The sequence below is a fragment of the Burkholderia latens genome, assembly GCF_902499045.1.
Classification (GTDB): Bacteria; Pseudomonadota; Gammaproteobacteria; order Burkholderiales; family Burkholderiaceae; genus Burkholderia; species Burkholderia latens.
The window spans coordinates 24,693-46,198 of the sequence record NZ_CABVPL010000021.1 but is presented as its reverse complement, the minus strand read 5'-3'; the positions used below and the strand labels follow the sequence as shown (position 1 = coordinate 46,198).

At 67.7% G+C, this 21,506-nt stretch carries 18 protein-coding genes and 1 pseudogene; 8 read left to right on the top strand and 11 right to left on the bottom strand.

The window, feature by feature from the left end:
- Nucleotides 1–342: 342 nt before the first annotated feature.
- Both BSE24067_RS16320 and BSE24067_RS16315 read left to right on the top strand, forming a co-directional pair.
- The gene (locus BSE24067_RS16320; RefSeq protein WP_151064585.1) at nt 343–2,016 is read left to right on the top strand and encodes a phospholipase C; all 1,674 of its coding nucleotides are present in this window, start codon (nt 343–345) and stop codon (nt 2,014–2,016) included.
- A gap of 108 nt (nt 2,017–2,124) precedes the next feature.
- Nucleotides 2,125–3,543 (top strand): cytochrome-c peroxidase, encoded by a 1,419-nt coding sequence (locus BSE24067_RS16315; RefSeq protein WP_151064584.1) that lies wholly within the window; start codon nt 2,125–2,127, stop codon nt 3,541–3,543.
- Between the two features lie 24 nt (nt 3,544–3,567).
- Here the strand turns inward: BSE24067_RS16315 and BSE24067_RS16310 are convergent, their stop codons facing one another.
- The 6 genes and pseudogenes from BSE24067_RS16310 to BSE24067_RS16285 all read right to left on the bottom strand — a co-directional run bounded on the left by BSE24067_RS16310 (nt 3,568) and on the right by BSE24067_RS16285 (nt 8,994).
- Nucleotides 3,568–4,299, bottom strand: coding sequence for a class I SAM-dependent methyltransferase (locus tag BSE24067_RS16310; RefSeq protein WP_151064583.1), 732 nt, complete (start codon nt 4,297–4,299; stop codon nt 3,568–3,570).
- A gap of 114 nt (nt 4,300–4,413) precedes the next feature.
- On the bottom strand, nt 4,414–4,866 hold the full coding sequence (locus tag BSE24067_RS16305; protein WP_151064582.1) for a type VI secretion system amidase immunity protein Tai4: 453 nt from the start codon (nt 4,864–4,866) through the stop codon (nt 4,414–4,416).
- 76 nt (nt 4,867–4,942) lie between these two features.
- A pseudogene (locus tag BSE24067_RS32795) lies at nt 4,943–5,278 on the bottom strand (type VI secretion system amidase effector protein Tae4); the annotation flags it as partial.
- Between the two features lie 419 nt (nt 5,279–5,697).
- Complete coding sequence (locus BSE24067_RS16295; RefSeq protein WP_151064581.1) at nt 5,698–7,032, bottom strand: chloride channel protein; 1,335 nt, start codon at nt 7,030–7,032, stop codon at nt 5,698–5,700.
- Nucleotides 7,033–7,204: 172 nt separating this feature from the next.
- Nucleotides 7,205–8,455, bottom strand: coding sequence for a cytosine deaminase (gene codA, locus BSE24067_RS16290; protein ID WP_151064580.1), 1,251 nt, complete (start codon nt 8,453–8,455; stop codon nt 7,205–7,207).
- 74 nt (nt 8,456–8,529) lie between these two features.
- A complete protein-coding gene (locus BSE24067_RS16285; protein ID WP_151064579.1) occupies nt 8,530–8,994 on the bottom strand; it encodes a VOC family protein in 465 nt (154 codons plus the stop codon).
- Between the two features lie 310 nt (nt 8,995–9,304).
- Between BSE24067_RS16285 and BSE24067_RS16280 the strand changes: the two genes are divergently transcribed.
- Both BSE24067_RS16280 and BSE24067_RS16275 read left to right on the top strand, forming a co-directional pair.
- Complete coding sequence (locus BSE24067_RS16280) at nt 9,305–10,447, top strand: porin (RefSeq protein ID WP_151064578.1); 1,143 nt, start codon at nt 9,305–9,307, stop codon at nt 10,445–10,447.
- Nucleotides 10,448–10,673: 226 nt separating this feature from the next.
- Nucleotides 10,674–10,976, top strand: coding sequence for a DUF4148 domain-containing protein (locus tag BSE24067_RS16275; protein ID WP_151064577.1), 303 nt, complete (start codon nt 10,674–10,676; stop codon nt 10,974–10,976).
- 104 nt (nt 10,977–11,080) lie between these two features.
- Here the strand turns inward: BSE24067_RS16275 and BSE24067_RS16270 are convergent, their stop codons facing one another.
- Nucleotides 11,081–12,028: a LysR family transcriptional regulator gene (locus BSE24067_RS16270; RefSeq protein WP_151064576.1), complete on the bottom strand. Its 948-nt coding sequence runs from the start codon at nt 12,026–12,028 to the stop codon at nt 11,081–11,083.
- A gap of 189 nt (nt 12,029–12,217) precedes the next feature.
- Between BSE24067_RS16270 and BSE24067_RS16265 the strand changes: the two genes are divergently transcribed.
- Together BSE24067_RS16265 and BSE24067_RS16260 are read left to right on the top strand one after the other, a co-directional pair.
- Nucleotides 12,218–14,401 (top strand): FUSC family protein, encoded by a 2,184-nt coding sequence (locus tag BSE24067_RS16265; RefSeq protein WP_151064575.1) that lies wholly within the window; start codon nt 12,218–12,220, stop codon nt 14,399–14,401.
- Between the two features lie 167 nt (nt 14,402–14,568).
- Nucleotides 14,569–14,781 (top strand): hypothetical protein, encoded by a 213-nt coding sequence (locus tag BSE24067_RS16260; protein ID WP_151064574.1) that lies wholly within the window; start codon nt 14,569–14,571, stop codon nt 14,779–14,781.
- Nucleotides 14,782–14,919: 138 nt separating this feature from the next.
- Here the strand turns inward: BSE24067_RS16260 and BSE24067_RS16255 are convergent, their stop codons facing one another.
- Together BSE24067_RS16255 and BSE24067_RS16250 are read right to left on the bottom strand one after the other, a co-directional pair.
- Nucleotides 14,920–16,029, bottom strand: coding sequence for a DmpA family aminopeptidase (locus BSE24067_RS16255; protein ID WP_151064573.1), 1,110 nt, complete (start codon nt 16,027–16,029; stop codon nt 14,920–14,922).
- A 44-nt stretch (nt 16,030–16,073) separates the two neighbouring features.
- Nucleotides 16,074–17,480, bottom strand: coding sequence for an APC family permease (locus BSE24067_RS16250; RefSeq protein WP_151064572.1), 1,407 nt, complete (start codon nt 17,478–17,480; stop codon nt 16,074–16,076).
- 129 nt (nt 17,481–17,609) lie between these two features.
- Here BSE24067_RS16250 and BSE24067_RS16245 point away from each other — a divergent pair, with 129 nt between their 5' ends.
- Nucleotides 17,610–18,410, top strand: a complete 801-nt coding sequence (locus BSE24067_RS16245; RefSeq protein ID WP_151064571.1) for a helix-turn-helix transcriptional regulator — start codon at nt 17,610–17,612, stop codon at nt 18,408–18,410.
- 23 nt (nt 18,411–18,433) lie between these two features.
- Here the strand turns inward: BSE24067_RS16245 and BSE24067_RS16240 are convergent, their stop codons facing one another.
- Nucleotides 18,434–18,811, bottom strand: a complete 378-nt coding sequence (locus BSE24067_RS16240) for a nuclear transport factor 2 family protein (protein WP_151064570.1) — start codon at nt 18,809–18,811, stop codon at nt 18,434–18,436.
- 647 nt (nt 18,812–19,458) lie between these two features.
- On the opposite strand from BSE24067_RS16240, the gene BSE24067_RS16235 reads away from it, so the two are divergent.
- Nucleotides 19,459–19,833: a COG4315 family predicted lipoprotein gene (locus BSE24067_RS16235; RefSeq protein ID WP_151064569.1), complete on the top strand. Its 375-nt coding sequence runs from the start codon at nt 19,459–19,461 to the stop codon at nt 19,831–19,833.
- Nucleotides 19,834–19,965: 132 nt separating this feature from the next.
- Here the strand turns inward: BSE24067_RS16235 and BSE24067_RS16230 are convergent, their stop codons facing one another.
- A complete protein-coding gene (locus BSE24067_RS16230) occupies nt 19,966–21,483 on the bottom strand; it encodes a CoA-acylating methylmalonate-semialdehyde dehydrogenase (RefSeq protein ID WP_151064606.1) in 1,518 nt (505 codons plus the stop codon).
- Nucleotides 21,484–21,506: the final 23 nt, after the last annotated feature.

Below are 21,506 nucleotides of genomic sequence, written 5' to 3'. Positions count from 1 at the left end.
TGAATGCGTCACCGGATTGTCAAAAAAGCGACGCATGGCGCCCCGAACACGTCCCGGCCACGGCTCGCCCTTTCCGTCCCGAGCCGCTTGCGCCGCCACATCCGGCACACGGCGGCATGTGACGGCGAAATTGCAGACGGTCTGGCCCTTTCCGTTCTCTTTCGCATCGCACCGGGTCGTAATGAAACCGATACCGCAGCGCAACCGTCGCGAAAACACTCCGTCCCCATATCTTCATACGCGGCTGTTCCAATGCGCGTGCTCCCTCGCGCGCTCCGCGCCGAACCGACACGGCGACGGGGCCGTTCTCCACCATCGATGACCTTAGCCTGGAGTTTCCCGATGTTCCGTCAAGCCTTGCTCGTCACTGCCTGCGCCGGTGCAGCGCTGGCGCTGTTCGCCTGCGGCGGCAGCGACGATCCCACGTCGACGCCTCCCGTGTCGTCGCAGGACGCACTGCAGACCGCCACGCCGATCAAGCACGTCGTCGTCATCTACGGCGAAAACGTGTCGTTCGACCACTACTTCGGCACGTATCCGAATGCGGCGAACCCGGCCGGCGAACCGGCGTTCACCGCGAAGGCCGGCACGCCGGCGATCAACGGGCTGACGGACACGCTGCTCACCGCGAACCCGAACTTCACGAACACGGCCAACGGCGCGGACGCCGCGAACCCGTTCCGCCTCGACCGCACGCAGGCCGCGACTGCCGACCAGAACCACGCGTACACGGCCGAGCAGCAGGCCGAGGACAACGGCCTCGCCGACCTGTTTCCGAAATACACCGGCAAGGGCTCGTCCGGCGGCGCCGGCGCGTTCGGCACGAAGGGCCAGGTGATGGGCTACTTCGACGGCAACACCGTCACCGCGCTGTGGAACTATGCGCAGCGCTTCGCGATGAGCGACAACGCGTATACGACGGTCTACGGGCCATCGACGCCGGGCGCGCTGAACGTCGTGTCGGGTCAGACCAACGGAATGCAGATCGTCAAGACGTCGAAGCAGCCGTCGACGCTCGCCGCCAGCTCGTACTACATCAACGACGGCCAGGGCGGCTTCACGATGATCAACGACGTCGATCCGGGCTACGACGTGTGTTCCAGCACGACCGATCAGGCGATGATGAGCGGCAAGAACATCGGCGACTTGCTGAACGCGGCGAAGATCACGTGGGGCGGCTTCATGGGCGGCTTCAACCTGTCGACGACCAACAGCAACGGCACGACCGGCTGCAACCGCAGCACCGTCGCCACTGCCGTGAACGCCGCGACGGCCGACTACATCCCGCACCACAACTGGTTCCAGTACTACGCGTCGACCGCGAACCCGCAGCACACGCGCCCGAGTTCGGTCGCGGCGATCGGCTCGAGCGTCGAAGCCGACGGCAAGACGCCCGAACCGGCGAACCACCAGTACGACACCGACGACTTCTTCGCGGCCGTGAAGGCCGGCAACTTCCCGTCGGTCAGCTTCCTGAAGGCGCCGGCCGCGCAGGACGGGCACGCGGGCTACTCGGATCCGCTCGACGAGCAGGCGTTCGTCACGAAGGTCGTCAACTTCCTGCAGCAGCAGCCCGACTGGCAGAACACGGCCGTGATCGTCACCTATGACGACTCGGACGGCTGGTACGACCATGCGTACACGACGCCGACGCATGCATCGTCCGACGCCGTCGATCAGGTCAACGGCAACGGCAAGTGCGGCACGGGCGGCACCACCGGCGTGAACGGCGGAACGGTGAACGGCCGCTGCGGCCCGGGCGTGCGCATCCCGCTCGTCGTGATCTCGCCATACGCGAAGCAGAACTACGTCGACCACACGCTGATCGACCAGGCGTCCGTCGTGCGCTTCATCGAGGACAACTGGCTCGGCGGCCAGCGCATCGGCGGCGGTTCGTTCGATGCGACGGCGGGCGACCTGCGCGGGCTGTTCGACTTCGCGTCGAAGCCGAACACGGCGCCGCTGTATCTCGATCCGACGCAAGGCACCGTGCTGAGCGCGGCGCCGTCGATCTGACCGGCATCGCGCAGCCGGTCGCGGCAAGCAGCAGGCCGGCGCATCGTGCGCCGGCCGTTTCCGTTTAACGCGCCGCGTTTGCGCGGCATCCGACTTTCGACCGACAGCATGACAGCTCGTCCCGCGTTCCCTTCTTCCGAATCATCCGGCGCCGCGGCGCCGCGCTCCGCTGCCCGCGTGCTGCGTCGCGCGGCGTTCGTGCTCGGCGCGGCGGTGCTCGGCTACGGCGCATTCGCGATCGCGTTTCCGGCGCGCACGCCGGCGGCGATCGGCGACGTCGTTGCCGGCTGGACCGGCGCGAACGCGCATCCGGTCGTGTTGCAGCGTCCCGCCGCGCAGCCGTTGTCGGCCGTCGCGCAACTCGGGCGTGCGCTGTTCGCCGATCCGTCGCTGTCGGCGTCCGGCAAGCAGTCGTGCGCGTCGTGTCACAGCCCCGATCATGCGTACGGCCCGCCGAACGCGCTCGACGTGCAGCCGGGCGGCCTCGCGATGACGCAGCACGGCTATCGCCCGCCGCCGTCGCTGATGTACCTGTACCGCCAGCCGAATTTCAGCATCGGCCCCGATGCCGGCGAAAACGATGCGGCGCCGAGCGTCGCGCAGCAGGCCGCGTCGGCGGCCGGTGTCGTCAAGGCGCAGAAGGTGGCCGGCACGGCGGCCGCGCCGCAACTCGTGCCGCAAGGCGGGCTGTTCTGGGACGGCCGCGCCGATACGCTACAGCAGCAGGCGTTCGGGCCGCTGCTGAATCCGGTCGAAATGGCGAACGCGAGCATCGGCGACGTGGCGCGCAAGCTCGCGCAGTCGCCGCATCGCGCGCAGTTCGAGCAGTTGTTCGGGCCGCGCGTGTTCTCCACGCCGCAGCTCGCGGTGTCGGAGGCCATGTTCGCGATCGCGCGGTATCAGGTGGAGGATCCGTCGTTCCATCCATACAACAGCAAGTACGACCGCTGGCTCGAGGGCCGCGCGCGCCTTACGCAGGCCGAGCTGCGCGGGCTGCGGCTGTTCAACGATCCGGACAAGGCGAATTGCGCCGGCTGCCACCTGTCGAAGCCCGGCAAGGACGGCTTGCCGCCGATGTTTACCGACTATCAGTACGAGGCGCTCGGTGCGCCGCGCAACCGCGCGCTCGCGCAGAACCGCAACCCGGCGTTCTACGATCTGGGCGTGTGCGGGCCGTTCCGCGACGACCTGAAGGACCAGACGCAATATTGCGGGATGTTCCTCACGCCGACGCTGCGCAACGCGGCGACGCGCCACGTGTTCTTCCACAACGGCGTGTTCCATACGCTCGACCAGGTGATGGCGTTCTACAACGAACGTAGCATCTCGCCGCAGAAGTTCTATCCGCGCGGCGCGGACGGCAAGATCGACATGTACGACGACATCCCGGCAAAGTACCGCGCGAACGTCGACGTGACCGATGCGCCGTTCGATCGCAAGCCCGGCGACAAGCCCGCGATGACCGAGCAGGACATCAAGGATATCGAAGCGTTTCTCGGCACGCTGACCGACGAGCCGGCACGCTGACGGCTGGGCCGCGGCCGCGTGCCGTCAGCGCCGCGTGCGGATGCACACGAACGCCGGCGCGAGCGACAGCTCCGCATGGAGCCGCTCCGACACGGCCTTCATCTCGGGCAGCGGCGCCGGTTCGACGAACCGGTCGAGCCGCCAGCCGGCGTCGGCAAGCGCGTTCAGGATGTCGGCAAGCGGCCGGCGCCACGCTTCGACATACGGCTTCGGTTCGCCGAAACCCGACCAGTGGAAGCCGAAACGGCTCGTGTCGAAGTACGTGCCGTCGCCGCGCGTGCGCGCGTCCATCCAGTCGCGCATCGGATGCGCCATCGAAAACACGAGCGTGCCGCCCGGACGCGCGACGCGCCGGAATTCACGCAGCGTCGGCGCGAGGTCGCGCACGTAGTCGAGCGCGAGCGAGCACAGCACCTTGTCGACCGACGCATCGGACAGCCACCCGAGCGGCGCCTCCAGGTCGCCTTCCACGACGTCGACCGCGAGCCCCGCGCAGCGCGTTCGCGCGAGCGCAACCATCTCCGGCGTCACGTCGAACGCATGCACGGTTGCGCCTTGACCGGCGAGATGCGCGCTGCAGATGCCCGGCCCGCAGCCGGCATCGAGCACCGTCAGGCCGCCGACGTCGCCGAGCAGCGCCAGCGTGGCCGGACGCTCGTACAGCGCGTTGTGCGCCTTCGTCGGCGCGATGTCCGCATAGCGTTGCGCGAAGCTCGCGTAAGCGCGGCGGCCGGGAGGCTCGGTCGGTTCGGTCATGCAGCGTCCGTCGGTGGAAACTGGGCAGGCCGATTCTGCCCGATCGGATAATGGTTGGCGACCTGCGCTCGCGCCGGCATCGGGGCAGGCGGTCGCGCAGCCGGGCGGGGATCGCTACTGCGGCTTCGTCGAATGCTCGGCGCGATAGGTACTGTTCGGGCGTAACACCAGCTGCTTCGCCGCGGCGTCCAGTTCGTTGCCGTGATACAGATCGATGCACTTCAGGAAATCGAACTTCACACCCGTGACTTCCGATTCGACAACCGGATTCCGGTAATCGCGAGCCAGGTACTTCTCGACCAGCGCGTGAATGACGTCAGGCGCACGCTCCATGTCGTAGTAGCTCCAGTCGCGCAACGCGCTCGTGCTGCTGCCGATGTCCTTGCTTACGCCGGGCGCCTGCTTGTACGCGGTAGCGAGGCACGCCGAGAGCACCATGTCCTTGAAGTTCTGGATGTAAGTCCGTGAGCCTGCCTCCGGCGACGCCTGTGCGGCATCCTTCGCCGCACCGATCGCCGGCTGAAGCGCGATGCACGCCAACGCGGCAGCGATCCAGGCTCCCCTCATGACGGACTCCAAAATTCGCGCGATCGGTGCGATACCGCGCGCCCGGTTCGTTGAAATAGCAGCGGTCGTAACACGTCCGCCCGTTGAACAGCGTAGCGTGACCCTGAGCATCCCTCCACCCGGACACCTCGAACAGGATGATGCCCTGTCGACCCGCAAGCGGACCTCCGGTCGACGGCGGGTATTTGACCGCCTCTGCCTTGCCCCATCGTTGCTCAAGAAAACGAATCAAGTCTCTGACACGAAAAAAGTATTGCCGATTGTCTCCGCCCGATACCGTTTGTCCGGGGATTCGCGGCATCGCCATACCGGCTTCGCCCAGGATATAACTCATCCTCACCGCACATGTATTGCTCCATCGCTCCGCTGGGTTCGGATTATTGACGTTCTTCTCGACGTATCCGCCTATCACTTTCGCGACGCGCTCGCCGGAATTTGCAGGGTCGTAGATTCGCCGAGATGCCGCCCAGGCAACGGTAAATGATGGTCTTGTCACTTTGGCTCCTTGTTATCGAAATGAATTCGACTCGAGGAACCGCATCGCGGGGTCGGGACTGCTCATGTCATCCGGATACCTTCGAATCCATCGAATCGAGGTGTCATGATGCGCGACTTGAAAGTTTTATGTAAGAATTGCGACCTGCCGGACGCCAGCCCCTAATTCCCGATTGTTGGGTCTTAGCATCGGATTTTCAGTGCTAATCCACTTTACAAGGGAATTACGCGCGCCCAGCGCCCTTCCAGTATCCAGGAGAGGCCCGCCGAACGCGCGAAGGCAAGACGCGGTTCGTCGCGCTCGCGGTACTCTGATGTGGCCGGCCGCGAGCCTGGCTAGCGCGCAACCGCCTCCGGCGTGCCGACGGCTGCGATCGCCTGCGCACGCCGCTCCGCCACCCGCTGCGCGAACCGGTACGCGACGAGCGAACCGGCCACGGCCAGCAGCATCGGCACGAGGCTGTCGTGATTCGCGCGCGTGAATTCGAGCAACAGCACGACGGCCGTGATCGGCATCTGCATCGACGCGGCGAGGAACGCGGTCGCGCCCACCAGCGCGCATCCACCAATCGACGCACCCGGCCAGACGACGCTCCACAGCCCGCCGAGCACGACGCCGAGCAGCGCGCCATTCGCGAGACCGGGCGTCAGCAGCCCGCCTTCGGCACCCGCGCGCAGGCTGCACGCCTCGATCGCCACCTTCAGCACGAGCAGCGTCGCCGCGAGCCCGATCGTCAGCGTGCCGTCGAACGCCATTGAAGCCGGCCCCTTGCCGTTGCCGAGCAGTTGCGGAAAGCGCATCGCCAGCACGCCGATCACCGCGAAGTTGAGCAGCGCAAGCAGCGGCAGCAGCCGGCCCTTCGGCGCATCGGCCCGTGCGCGCGTCGTGAGGCGCACGAAGCCGTACGCGGCGAAACCGAACAGCGGCCCGCAGACGATCGACCACGCGACGAGCGGCGTGCTCAGCACGAACGCAGGCACCGTGTACTGATGTTCGTTGCCGAGGCCGATCCACGCGACGGCCGCCGCGATCGCCGACGTGACGACGGCCACCACCAGCGCGCGCAGCTCGAACGTGCCGAGCAGCACTTCGAGCACGAACACCGCACCGCCGAGCGGCACGTTGTAGACGGCCGCGAGGCCGGCGCCCGCACCGCACGCGACCATCAATCGGCAATCCGCCGGCGTCAACCCCGCTTGGTGCGCGAGCCGCCCGGCCAGCAGCGAGCCGATCTCGCGCGGCGCGACCTCGCGGCCGAGCGGCGAACCGAGCGCGACGGTGACGATCTGCAGCAGCGCGTGGACCGTCGTGCTGACGAACGGCATCCGCGGATCCGCCGCGCGCACCGCGCGGCGGATGCTGACGAGCGGCCGGCCGTACCGGTACAGCGCCCACCAGCCGCCGCCCGCGACGAGCCCGCAGACGATGAGCACCGCAACGCGCCGCAGCGGGTCGGCCTCGCTCACACCGGTCAGGAAGCTTGTAGGGCCGACCACGTGCGCGAGGCTGTAGCCGTAAGCCACGTGCTGGATCGCGTGCAGCAGCAGTGCGAGCAGCATCCCGCCGAACCCCGCGCCGACGCCGGTCAGGATGGTGACGGCGGCCATCCGCGCGAGCGGACTGGCGGGCGGCGAAGCGGACGCGGGAGCGGACGGGAGATCGAGGCGCATGGTATCGGCGAACGAGCGTGGAAAAGACGGCGCGCACCGCGCACGCCGCTGTCAGCACCGAATCGTAGGCGTCGACCTCTCATGAAACAAACGTATTTTTTTGATCAACTCATGTATTTCACGCATACATAAACCAGCGCGACGCGTGCCGCCGTCGCCGCCGCACGCCTCCTCACTCCGGATACGCGACGCGCTCCGGCTCCCGCCGCATGATCACCTTGCCGTGGCGCATCGACAGCGTGGCCTTCGCCTGGCGGCGCACGGCTTCGTAGTCGCTGTCCGCGTCGAGCACGATCAGGTTCGCCGGGCGGCCGACCGCGATCCCGTAAGCGTCGCCGAGGTGCATCGTCGTCGCGCTGTGATCGGTCACGAAATCGAGGCAACGCTGCAGATCCTGGTAGCCCATCATGTGGCAGATGTGCAGGCCGGCATCGAGCACGCGCAGGATGTTGCCGTTGCCGAGCGGATACCATGGATCCTTGATCGAATCCTGCCCGAAGCACACGTTCAGGCCCGCGCGGTCGAGCTCCGCGACACGCGTGACGCCGCGCCGCTTCGGAAACGTGTCGAAACGCCCCTGCAGATGGATGCTCTCGGTCGGGCACGACACGAAGTTCAGGCCCGCTCGCTTCAGCAGCCGGAACAGCTTCGAGCAGTACGCGTTGTCGTACGAGCCCATCGCGGTCGTGTGGCTGGCCGTGACCCGCGCGCCCATGCCGCGCACGCGCGCTTCTTCCGCGAGCACTTCCAGAAAACGCGAATGCGGATCGTCGGTCTCGTCGCAGTGCACGTCGACGAGGCAGCCGGTGCGCTCGGCCAGCTCCATCAGGAAGCGGATCGAGCTGACGCCCTGCTCGCGCGTGTTCTCGAAATGCGGAATGCCGCCGACGACGTCCGCGCCGAGTTCGATCGCCTGCTCCATCAGCGCGCGGCCGCCGTCGAACGATTCGATGCCTTCCTGCGGAAACGCGACGATCTGCAGGTCGATCAGCCCGCGCGCCTCGTCCTTCACTTCGAGCATCGCCTTCAGCGCCGCGAGCGTCGGATCGGTGACGTCGACATGCGTGCGCACGTGCTGGATCCCGTGATCGCGCAGCATGCCGATCGCCGCATGCGCGCGCGTCTTCGTGTCTTCGTGCGTGATCGTCGCCTTGCGCTCGGCCCAGCGTTCGATCCCTTCGAACAGCGTGCCGCTCATGTTCCACGCCGGCTCGCCGGCCGTCAGCACGGCGTCGAGGTGGATATGCGGTTCGACGAGCGGCGGGATCGCGAGACGGCCGCCCGCATCGATATCGCCGGCACCGACAGGCGTGGCCGGCGTGATCGGCGCGGGCTGCACGTCGATCCGCGCGATCGTGTCGCCGTCGATGCCGATCGTGAACAGCCCGTCGCGGCCGCGCAGGCGTGCATTGAAAAGATTCATGTGGGTCTCGGCGTCATGCAGCGCCAGCGCGCCGCGTAGTGGGAAAAACCGGCATCGGGTGCGTGGTACCGCATTCAGTCGAAGTATTCGATCGTCAGTCCGGTCGCCGCGTGCATTTCTTCGTTCGTCACGTCGCGCACGTGCTTGCCGAACGTCCATACATGCCGGCCGGGATCGCGCGCCCGATACACGCGGTCGCCGTAGAACGCGTCGGCCGGCGCCTGCAGGATGTCCGCACCGGCCGCGCGCGCATGCTCGCAATGCGCGTCGATGTCCGCATCGTCGGGCAGATGCACGTGCACGTGCTGCGTATTGCGGTCGCCGGTGTCTTCCGGCGACGCGATGAAGTCGGCCCACGTGCCACCGATCATCACGAGACTGTCGCCGAATTTCATTTCGGCATGCGCGATGTCGCCTTCCGGTGTGGTCACGACGAGCGAACGCGCGAAACCGAATGCACGTTCGAGCCACGCGAGTGCGGCTTTCGGGTCGCGGTAGCACAGCGCGGCACTGAAGGACGGACGGTGATGCATGGTCATCGAAGTCTCCTTGTCTCGGCATGGATTCACCCATTCTCCACGCGCCCGGTGCGGCGATCAACTCCCCGCCCCGCCCGCACGCGTGTTGTCGATCCGCGACACGACACGTGCGCCGGCCGCGTGCCGGACATCGCGCCCTTCGCTGGAACGCCCGCCATTCCGCGGCCGCGCCGGATTGTGAACGCCGTGTGACGCACTCTTGCACGCATCGCAATGGAGCGCTCGCGGGCCGGCCGCCGGAATCGGGCGAACGCGCCCCTACACTTGCGCCCAACTTTGGTTATCCCATCCCACACGCAGGAGTCCCCGCATGAACAAAACCCTCGTTGCCGGCGCATGTGCCGCCGCGCTGTTCGCGCCGTTCGCGCACGCGCAAAGCTCGGTCACGCTGTACGGCCTGATCGACGCCGGCATCGCCTATACCAACAACGTGAATGGCGCCGCGCAGTGGCGCATGGCGTCCGGCGCGATCAACGGCAGCCGTTTCGGCCTGCGCGGCAGCGAAGATCTCGGCGGCGGCCTGAAGGCGCTGTTCGTGCTCGAGAACGGCTTCAACGCGAACAACGGTTCGCTCGGGCAGCACGGCAAGCTGTTCGGCCGGCATGCGTACGTCGGCCTCACCCGCGGCGGGTACGGCACGCTGACGCTCGGCCGCCAGTACGACACGATGGTCGATTTCGTCGCGCCGCTGTCCGCGACGGCCGGCGACTTCGGCGATGCGGGCTTCGCGCATCCGTTCGACAACGACAACCTGAACCACTCGGTGCGCATCAACAATGCGGTCAAGTACACGAGCGACACGATCGCGGGCTTCAAGATCGGCGCGCTGTACGGCTTCTCGAACTCGACGAACTTCGCCGGCAACCGCGCGTACAGCGTCGCCGCGAGCTACACGAACGGCCCGCTGAAAGTGGCCGGCGCGTACCTGCAGATGAACGGCACGAAGGGCTCGACGAGCGCGAGCGCCGGCGCGGCCGACGTGGCCGAAGCGAAGAGCGTGAGCCAGGGCGGCTGGTCGGTCGGCGCGGACCGCATGCGTACGTACGGCGGCGGCATCAGCTACGTGTTCGGCCCGGCGACGGTCGGCTTCGTCTATACGCGCTCGCAGTACGACAACACGGGTTCGTTCGGCTCGACCGGCCAGGTCGCGTTCAACAACTACGACGTGAACGTGCGCTATGCGGTAACGCCGGCCGTCAGCGTGGGCGCCGCCTATGTGTATACGGACGGCAGCGTGTCGAACCCGGACAGCAAGCACGGCACCGATCCGAAATGGCACCAGGTCGACCTGCAGGCCGTGTACAAGCTGTCGCGCCGCACCGACCTGTACGCGGAAGCGATGTATCAGCACGCGTCGGGACGCGGCTACCAGGCGTTCGTCAACACGTCGGGCGGCGCATCGAGCACCGCGAACCAGATCGTCGGCACGCTCGGCATGCGCACGCGGTTCTGACCGCCGCTTGCAGGATCCCGGCGCGCGCCGGCCGCCGGCCATGCCCGTATTGCGTGAAACGGGTTCGGCCGACACGGGCGGCGCGCGCCAATGTTGTGTCATCTGGAAAGCTGCCTGCCGGAAATCGGGGTTTTTGCCGCCGCACGCGCTGCATAGACTGGCACCGACGGTTCGGATCGCGCATCGGTCGCCGAACCGGCCTCACCCCCATCTACAGGAGAACATCGTGAAATCGCTCGTCGTCACCGCCGCTACTGCCGTCCTGCTTGCCGCACCGGCGCTGTCGTTCGCGCAGTCCGCCAGGTCGCCCGTCACGCGCGCGCAGGTGCTGCAGGAACTGTACGACCTCGAGTCGGTCGGCTACAACCCGGCGCTCGGCGACGCGGGCAACTATCCGGACGACCTGATGGCCGCGCAGGAACGCCTCGCGGCCAAGCGGCTCGCCGAGCGCAAGGCCGCGCAAGCCGCATATGGGACCGCCGGCGCGGGCGCAACCGAATCGGGCGTCGCGGCGAAACCCGCGCTGTGAATGCAGCGCGCCCGCATGACCGTTGTCGTGCGGGCGCGGTTTCCGTCGCGCGAGGCGGCCGGTCCAGCGTGCACCCCTGAACACGGCACACGCATGAACGGCGCTCAGGCGGCCTGCGGTTCGCTGCCGATTGCGTTCAGCGTCTCGACGTCGCGCGCGATCATCGCCGGCACCTGCGCACGCAGCATCTCGACCCACGTGCGCACCTTCGCATCGATGAAGCGGCGCGACGGATACAGCGCGTACACGTTCATCTTCTGCAGGATGTGGCTGGGCAGCACGCGCACGAGCGTGCCGTCCTGCAGCGCATCGATCGCCGAATACAGCGGCAGCATGCCGATCCCGATACCGTCGCGAATCGCGAGCGCGAGCGACTCGGCCGTATTGGTCTGCACGGGCCCGGCCACATGGATCTGCTCGACGCCGTCGGCGCCTTCGAGCACCCATTCGTGCGTCGGGAATGCCGGCGTGCAGAGCGTCAGGCACGCATGGGCGCCGAGATCCTGCGGACGCGCGGGCGCGCCGTGGCGCTTCACGTACTCGGGCGACGCGCACAGGATGCTGAACGTCGAGCCTAGCAGATGCGACACGAGTTCCGAATCGGGCAGCGACGACGCGGTCACGACGGCCATGTCGCTCGTGCCGTCGAACAGGTCGGGCATGCGCTGCGACAGCGACAGCTCGATCGACACGTCCGGGTACTGCGTGTGATAGCGCGTCAGCGCGGGCATCACGTAGTGATGACCGACGCTCGCGAAGCTGTGCATGCGCAGCACGCCAGCTGGCCGCTCGTGCGCGCAGCTTGCCTCTTCCTCCGCGCGATCGACGTCGGCGAGGATCTGGCGGCAGCGCCGCAGATAGCTTTCACCGGCCGACGTCAGCGCGAGACGGCGCGTCGACCGATTCATCAGACGGGTGCGCAGGCGCGCCTCGAGCTCCGACACCGCGCGCGACATCGCGCCCGTCGTGGAATTCAGCGATTGCGCGGCCGCGGTGAAGCTGCCCGTCTCGACGACGCGCGTAAACACCCGCATGTTTTGTAGCGTATCCATTCCTGTGAACCACGTGTAGCGGAGCCGCTATTTTCCTCCACCGGATGCGACAGATTGTTGCGCCGCCTGCAACTATCGTTTCCCCGTAGCCGCGTTAATGCGCGCGCGCCGCACTCCTACAATCGGCGCCTCATCAGTCGAACGGACCCGTCCGGACGCGCCGCGCCAGCGCACGCGCCCTTTCTTTTCATGAAGCCATCACCTGCGATCGAGCGACCTTCCATCGAACCGGCACGATGGAGCGCATGGCTCGATCCGCTGCTCGGCGCCGCGCGCGACTGGGCCGTGAGCGACGGGCTGATCTGGCTGCATCTCGCGAAGACCGTGCTGGCCGCGCTGCTCGCGATGGGCATCGCGATGCGGCTCGAGATGTCGCAGCCGCGCACGGCGATGACCACCGTGTTCGTGCTGATGCAGCCGCTGTCGGGGATGGTGTTCGCGAAGAGCTTCTACCGCGTGCTCGGCACGGCGGCCGGCCTCGTCGCCGCGCTCGCGCTCGGCGGGCTGTTCGCGCAACAGCCGGAGCTGTATACGGTCGGCATCACGCTGTGGATCGGCACCTGCATCGCGCTCGCGGTACGCAACCGCCACTTTCGCTGGTACGGGTTCGTGCTCGCCGGGTATACGGCAGCGCTGATCGGCCTGCCCGCGGTGATGACGCCGCAGACGCTGTTCCAGTCCGCGCTCACGCGCGCCGCAGAGGTCGCGCTGGGCATCGCGTGCTCCGGCGCGGTCAGCGCGCTGATCCTGCCGCTCAGCTCCGCGAAGGCGCTGCTGCGTTCGCTTGGCGCACGTGATGTGAAGTTCGCGGCATTCGCGGCCGGCGCGCTGTCGGGCGAGCTCGCGCGCGGCGATTTCGAACGGCGCTTCGCCGATTTCGTCGACGAGATCGTCGGCTTCGAGGCCAATCGCGCATTCGCGTCGTTCGAGGACCCGCACATTCGCGCGCGCAGCCGCCGGCTCGCGCGGCTGAACAGCGAGTTCATGAACGCCTGCACGCGGCTGCATGCGCTGCACCAGCTCGTGAAGCGCCTGCGCGCGAACCGCTCGGACGCCGTGCTCGACGCGCTCGCGCCTCACGTCGACGGGCTCGCGCAGCGGATCGCCGCGTTGCGCGACGAACGACAGCGCGGGATCGCGTCCGCGACCGGCGCGCTGCTCGAACTGCGCCGCTTTCATCGCGCGTTGCCGAAAGCCGCGCGCGCGTCGCGCCGTACGATCGAGGCGCATGCCGCCGGCGGCCTGCTCGATTTCGATACCGCGATCGAGCTGATGTATCGCTTCATCGGCGAGTACGTCGGTTATGCGGATACCTGCGCATCGCTCGACCGCGACGATCACGCGCTCGAACGCTCGGTCACGCGCTACGCGGTAAAGACCAATTCGTTCTTCGTCGGCTTCGCGTTCCTGCGCACACTGGTCGCCGTCGGTGCGATGAGCGCGTTCTGGATCGCGTCCGAATGGCCGAGCGGCTCGCTCGCCGTGATCGCGACCGCGATCGCGTGCGCGCTGAGCTCGACGTCGCCGCGTGCGCCGAAGTTCGTCGCGCAGATGGCCGTCGGCGCGGCGTTCGCGACGGCCGCCGGCTACGTGTTCCTGTGCTACGTGTATCCGAACATCGACGGCTTTCCGCTGCTGTGCGCGGCGCTCGCACCGGTGCTCGGCCTCGGCGCGTTTCTCGCGATGCGGCCGGGGCTGTCCGGCTACGGAATCGGCTTCGCGGTGTTCTTCTGCCTGCTGGCCGGCCCCGACAACACGATCGCGTATACGCCCGAAGTGCTGATCAACAACGGCTTGGCCGTCGTCGTCGCGATGCTGGCGTGCTCCGTCGTGTTCGCTGTGGTGTTTCCGACCCACATGCCGTGGCTCACCGCGCGCATCGCGCACGACCTGCGCCGCCAGGTCACGCTCGCATGCGAAGGCGCGCGAGAAGGCGTCGCCGCGCGCTTCCAGTCGAGCACGCACGACCTGATGGCGCAGTTGCGCACGCTGCTCGTCAAGCGCACGCGGCAGCATCGCGACGCGCTGCGGTGGATGCTGTCGACGCTCGAAGTCGGCCACGCGGTGATCGACCTGCGCGACGAGCTGCACGGGTTCTGCGTGTCGAAGCCACCGCAGGCGCTGCGCTGGACCGCGTCTGTCGATGCGGTACTGCACGAGCTGCCGCGCTTCTTCGACGATCCGACGCCGGTGCACCACGCGCGCACGCTGAAGTCGGTGAACCTGGCGATTCGCGCCGCGCAGCACGCGCTGCACGCGTGGTACGCGGTGCCTGATGCGCGCCGCCGGATGCAACGCATCGTCGGCTGCCTGCACTTCATCCGCAGCGCGCTGCTGGACAAGGACGCGCCGTTCAACCGCCACCGTCATTGACGAGCGGGACCGATCGACCGCAAGCGGCCGCGATCGATGCGCGCGCAACGTGATCCTTGTTCCGAATGGAAATAAGCTCTCCACCCGCAGCGCTTAATCCTTAAGCAGTGCGAGCCTATAGTTTCGTCACTGCCAGCGAGACTGGCACTGAACCAGGAGAAATCGAAATGAAGCCGCTGCACCTCGCCGTCGTTGCCCTGTCGCTCACCGCCGCTGTCGCGCATGCACAGCCCGCGCCGGCCGATGTCGCGCAGCAACCGGCGAACCGCGCCGAAGCCGCCCATCCCGCCGTTCGCGTCGAACGGAGCCAATCGACGCAGGAAGACCCGAACGCATGCGTGGGCCCGGTCAGCTTCTGCAACGTCTACTTCGGCAGCTGAGCATGACGGCGCGTCGTCACGGCCTCGCCCGCCGCGCGCGCATCGCACGTTTCGCATGCATGCGCACACGGCGCGCCGGCCGCTCGCCACAACGACACTGCGTTCCACGCCGCTTCGATTGAAGCGGCGCTTGCCGTTTCACGCGCCGCGCCGCGGCCGCCACCCTGCTTCACGCAACGCGTCGAGCAAGCGCGCCGGCCCGAGCCCTTCGACCCGCACGCCGCGCGATTCGACGTCGGTGCCCGCCACCAGCGCGTTCACGATCGCCTCTTCCACCGCTTCGGCCGCCGCGGCGAACAACGCGGAGATATGGTCGTTGTTCACCATCTTCACGGCCGTCGTCGGCGCGCCCTTGCTGCCGTAGTTCGCGGCCGGCAGCCCGTCGTTGCCGGTGGCGAACGCGAGGAAAATGTCGCCGCTCGAATCCTCGGTTCCGCCGCCGACGCGGGCGAGCCCGACGCTCGCCCGCTGTGCGAGCCGCGTGCATTGGTGCGGCAGCAGCGGCGCATCGGTCGCGATCGTCACGACGATCGAACCCATTCCGGCTTCGCCGTGCGCGTGCGGCGCGCGAAACGGCGAATGCACGTGGCGCAGCACTTCGCCGACCGGATAACCGGCCACGCGCAGCATCTCGCGCACGCCGTAGTTCGCCTGCACGAGCGCGCCGACGGTCCAGCCGCCCGCGTCCGCCGCGACCACGCGCGACGCGGTGCCGATCCCGCCTTTGAACTCGTGGCAGATCATCCCCGTGCCGCCGCCGACGCCGCCTTCCGCGACCGGCCCGGACTGCGCGGCAGCCAGCGCGCGCTGCACGTGCGCGGCGCTGACGTGCTGCCCCCAGATGTCGTTGAGCAGGCCGTCGTAGGTTTCCATCACGACCGGCATGCACCAGTACACGCGACCGGCCGCCGCGTCGCGTTCGTTCGCGACCAGCGCATCGCGCACCGCGCCGACGCTGTGCGTGTTCGTATAGGCGATCGGCGTCGTCAGCAGGCCGGCCTCGCGAATCCACTCGAGCCCCGTCGCATCGCCGTTGCCGTTCAGCACGTGAACGCCCGCGAAACACGGCGAATCGTGCGCGGCGCCCGCGCGCGGCTCGATGATCGTGACGCCGCTGCGGATCGATGCGTCGCCGTTCTCGACGTTCAGCGTGCAATGCCCGACCCGCACGCCGGCAACGTCCGTGATCGCGTTGAAGCGGCCCGGCGTGCCGAGTCCGATGCGGATGCCGAGATCCCTCGTGCGCATGATGCAATTCCTCCAGGCTTTCAATGGTTCGGTGTGCCGCACGGTCAGAGCGAGCGGAACGTATCGCTGTGACGCGCCCACACCGCATACATCGCGAGCGCAGCCACCAGCAGAGCGCCGATGATGATCAGGTCGGTCGGCTTCGTCGCGGTCGCGAGCGTCGTGTAGAGCGTATACGCGGCGCCGGCGACCGCGACGAGCGGCGTCGCGGGCCACAGCGGCATCCGGTAGTGATGTTCGACGTCGCGGCGAACGAAGCGGCTTGCCAGCGCGGCCAGTCCGACGATCAGGTAGATCAGCAACAACAGGTCGACCGTGAACGCGGTCAGCTCGTCGAGGCTCGACACGAACACCAGCCCCGACGACGGCACCGCGAGCGCGAGCGTCGCGAGCCACGGCGAGTCGAAGCGCGGATGGATCGTCGAGAACGCGCGGTTGCAACTGCGCGACCAGAGCGCATGCCGGCCGCTGCTGTACAGCAGGCGCCCCATCGCGATCACGATCGCGATGATCGCGTTGAACACCGACAGGAAGATCCCGCCGCTGATCACGCGCGACACCACCGGATTGCTCAGCGAGCGCACGACATAGCCGATCGGGTCCGCGCTCTTCGTTAGCTCGGTCAGCGACGGCGCACCGAGCACGATCGCGGTGAGCGGCACCAGTTCGACGACGAGAATCACCAGCAGCGAATAGATCACCGCCTTCGCGACATTGCGGTTGCCGCCGCGCAAGTCTTCCGCGAGATACGCGGCGGAGCCGAAGCCGTTGTAGCAGAAGATCGCCGTGCCGATCGCCGGCACGATCGCCGCGAGCGTGGCCGGCACCAGCGCGGTGCCGCTCGCGACGACCGGCGCGACGAGCACGTCGACGCCGCGATGCGGCGAGCCGAAGCCGAGCCCCGCGATCAGCATCAGCACGCCGATTTCGACGACGAGAAACGCGCCGGTGATCCACGCGTTCGTCTTGATGTTCAGCATCCCGAGCACGTAGCTGAGCAGCACGATCGTCAGCGCAACCGACTGGTTTCCGAAGCGCGTGCCGAGCGCGTTGTTCAGATATGGCGCGGCGCCGCTCGCGAGCACGGCCGGAATGAATACGCTGACCGACAGCACCGTGACGAAGGTCAGGTAGCCGGGCAGCGTGCCGAACACGCGCTTGGCCATCACGTATTCGCCGCCCGCGCTGCGATGCGCGGCGCTGAGCTCCGCGTAGCAGAGCGCGAACGCGAGCGCGAGCACGCCGCCGAGCACGAACGACAGCACGGCGCCGCTGCCGGCCTGCTGGATCGCGAACGGCGCGATCACGAAGATCGAGCTTGCGGGCGTCACGCCCGACACGGTGATCATCACCGCGTCGCGCACGCTGAGCGTCTGCGACAACGCGCGCGGCCCGTCTTGCGTGGCAGGCGCCGCCTGCAGCGTGCCCGTCGATTCCGACATCATCGCCATTTCGTTCTCCTGTTGCTTTGCTGCCGTTTTTTGAACGCCCATACTCGGGCCCGAATCGTTGCGTGGCAGTCTAGGAAGCCAAATTCGGGACCGCTATTCCCCCTTCGTGTTACGCCCTCCGGTGGTGGTATGGATCGACTCTTCTCCGAAATCGCGATGCATCAGGCGCTCGGCCGCGCGATCGATCATCTCGGCCAGCCGCGCTTCTGGCGCTTCCTGGTGCTGCTGCTCAACGAGATGGTGCCGTTCGACAACGCGCTCGCCACCGCGATCGGCCGCGACGGCGTGCCGCTCGTGCTCGACGAATACGACACGGGCGGCACTGACAGCGCGTCGCCGGTGCCGCTTTACCTCAACGGGTTATATCTGCTCGATCCGTTCCTGCAGGCCGCGCACGACGGCCTCGCCGACGGCTGTTACCGTCTCGAGGAAGTCGCGCCGGACCTGTTCCGGCAGAGCGAGTATTTCCTGAGCTATTTCCGCGACGCGGTCGGCGACGACGAAATCCAGATCCTGCTGCGGCCGAACCCGGACCTGTTGCTGTCGCTGTCGCTCGGCGCGGCCACGCGCTTCGACGTCGAGCCGCTCGGCAAGCTGACGGCCGCGATGCCGTGGGTGCTCGCGGCGATGCGGCAGCACTGGCGGCTGGTCGGTGACGCCGCGCGCGCGACGCCCGGCGACGATCTCGGCGCGCGCGTCGAGCAGGCGCTCGCGCGCTTCGGCGCGGGCGTGCTCACCGAGCGCGAGATGGCGATCGCGAGAATGGTGCTGCGCGGCAATTCGTCGAAGGCGATCGCGGAGCGGCTCGCGATTTCACCGGAAACGGTGAAGGTGCACCGGCGGCATCTTTACGCGAAGCTCGGGATCTCGTCGCAGCCGGAGCTGTTTTCGCGATTCATTCAGGCGCTCGGCGACGACGTGCCCGGATAGGCGCGGCGATGCCCGCGGCGCGTTCAACGCGCCGATTCGATGAATCCGCCATCGGGCGCGTGGTGCGGCACGTACCAGCCGAAATACACTTCGGCCTCGACGATCCGCCCGTCGCGCACGCGCAGGCGCTCGGCATTCCGGAACCGCCGGCCGGCGGTCGTCGCGGCTTCGTATACGACGAACACGTATTCGCCTTGCACCGCAACGTCGACGAATTCGAAGCCGGCGAGCATCGTGCTGTTCGGCCAGCAGCGCGCCAGATAGGCGTCGCGGTCGAGCCGGTTGTCGAGCGGGCTCGTGAAATGAAAGTCCGGCGCGATCAGCGCTTCGATCGCGTCGCGGTCCTTGTCGACGTACGCGCGATAGCTCGCACGCGCGACGTCCCCGGGATCGTCAGGCATCGTCGTTCCCTCCGCGAAGAATCGGGGTATGCACCCTGCCGCACGCGTCGAAGAGAGCAATCCGCGTGCCGCCGCGCCGGCCGGTCATCCGGCGATGCGCTGTCACGATCGCCGGATATCGGACTTCGCACGCACCGGCGAAGCGCTCTCGCACACGCGGTCCGCCGTGAGCCTGCAGATCGGCTCGCGCGACAGCGCATACGACGGTCGGCAGTTCGATCGTGCGCGCCGGGCGCCGGTGCTGGCCGAAGCCGCTGCGCGATACGCATCCGTCGTTGCGCATGCACATAGCGGCCGGCACGCCGGCAAGCGGGCACGACGTCTCGCCGCCCATCGCGTGCGCGACCGACGCCTGCCGAACCGTGCATCCGCGCACACGTTCGGGGCCGGATCTCGGATGCCGGCGCGCACATGCGTACGCGCGCCGTTGCACGGCAGATACGGACCGCCGATGCGCACCCGGTTCGGCTCGCAGCACCGCCAAAAACCGCCTATGGTGAAAGAAGCGGGTCCGTTCCGCCGCCGTTCGACTTCACGTCGCTCGCACCGGCGGCCACGGCGCCGCGTTCCGGCACCATTCTCCGCGATCGTGCGCACGCCCGGCCGTGCATGCGATCGCGCCGCCAACCGGACTATCAGGAGGTCCCATGAAAGCCGTGCTGCTCGTCAGTTCCGCCGTACTCGCCATGGCGTCGGTTTCGGCCTCGGCACAAGGCTCGATCACGAAAGCCGAAAACGGCGCGCTCGTCGCCGCGAACGGGATGACCGTCTATTCGTTCGACAAGGACAAGCCCAACGCCGGCACCAGCGCATGCACGGGCCAATGCGAAACCCTGTGGCCGCCGTACAAGGCCAGCGCGACCGACGTCCCGGCCGGCCCGTACACGATCGTCAAGCGCGACGACGGCAGCCCGCAATGGGCGTACAAGGGTAAGCCGCTGTACTTCTTCTCGAAGGACATGAAACAGGGCGACCGCAACGGCGACAACTTCAACAACGTATGGCACGTGGTCGCGCCATAAACGTTCTTGCCGCGCGCTCAGGCCGGGCGCGCCCGCCGCGCGCGTAAAAAGGCCCGCCCGATCGGGGCGGGCTCGCGAGCACTCGCGCCGGCTGCGGCGCATCGCGCGCTGCAGCCGGACGCGCCGTGCGCGTCACCGGTTCGACGGGAAGCTGAACACAGTCCCTTCGCGCACGCCGGCCGACGGCCAGCGCTGCGTGATCGTCTTGCGCTTCGTGTAGAAGCGCACCGCGTCCGGGCCGTACGCGTGCAGGTCGCCGAACAGCGAACGCTTCCAGCCGCCGAACGAGTGATACGCGACCGGCACCGGCAGCGGCACGTTGATGCCGACCATGCCGATCTGGATGTTGTCGCTGAAGTAGCGCGCCGCTTCGCCATCGCGCGTGAACAGGCACGTGCCGTTCCCGTATTCGTGCGCGTCGATCAGCGCCATCGCTTCGTCGAGCGACTTCAGGCGGATCACGCCGAGCACCGGCCCGAAGATTTCGTGCTGGTAGATCGGCATGCCCGGCTTTACGTTGTCGAACAGGCACGGGCCGAGGTAGTAGCCGCCGTCGTGGCCGTCGACCTTCACGCCGCGGCCGTCGACGACGAGCGTCGCGCCCGCCGCCACGCCCGCTTCGACGAAGCCCGTGACCTTCTCGAAATGCTGCTTCGTGACGAGCGGCCCCATGTCGACACCTGCGCCGTTGCCGGGGCCGACCTTCATCTTCTCGATCTCGGCCTTCAGCCCCGCGACCACCTGGTCGCCCGTTTCGTCGCCGATCGCGACGACCAACGGAATCGCCATGCAGCGCTCGCCGCACGAGCCGTACGCGGCGCCCATCAGCGCGTTCACCGCGTTGCCGATGTCGGCGTCGGGCATCACGACGGCGAAGTTCTTCGCGCCGCCGAGCGCCTGCACGCGCTTGCCGTGCGCGCAGCCGGTCGCGTAGATGTATTCGGCGATCGGCGTCGAGCCGACGAAGCTCACCGCCTTCACGCGCGGGTCGGTCAGGATCGTGTCGACCGCTTCCTTGTCGCCGTTCACGACGTTCAGCACACCCGGCGGCAGCCCGGCCTCGAGCGCGAGCTCGGCCATGCGCAGCGTGGACGACGGCGTGCGCTCGGACGGCTTCAGCACGAACGTGTTGCCGCAGGCGACGGCCATCGGCCACATCCAGAGCGGCACCATCAGCGGGAAGTTGAACGGCGTGATGCCGGCGACGACGCCGAGCGCCTGGAACTCGCTCCACGAATCGATCGCGGGGCCGACGTTCTTGCTGTGCTCGCCCTTCAGCAACTCCGGCACGTAGCTCGCGTACTCGACGTTCTCGATCCCGCGCTGCAGTTCGCCCATCGCATCGGCGAGCACCTTGCCGTGCTCGGCCGTGATCAGCGCGCATAGCTCGTCCGCATGCTCTTCGAGCAGCGTCTTGAAGCGGCTCATCACGCGTGCGCGCTTCAGCGGCGGCGTGTTGCGCCATGCGGGGAACGCCGCCTGCGCGGACGCGATCGCGGCTTCGACGGTCAGCTTGTCGGCGAGCGCGACGCTCTTGTCCGATTCGCCCGTCGCCGGATCGAACACCGGCTGCACGCGGCTGCCGCCGTCGACGCGCTTGCCGTCGATCAGGTGGCCGAGGGTGGAGGTCACATTGCTGTCGTGTTTCATCTTCAACGCTCTGTCGTGAATTC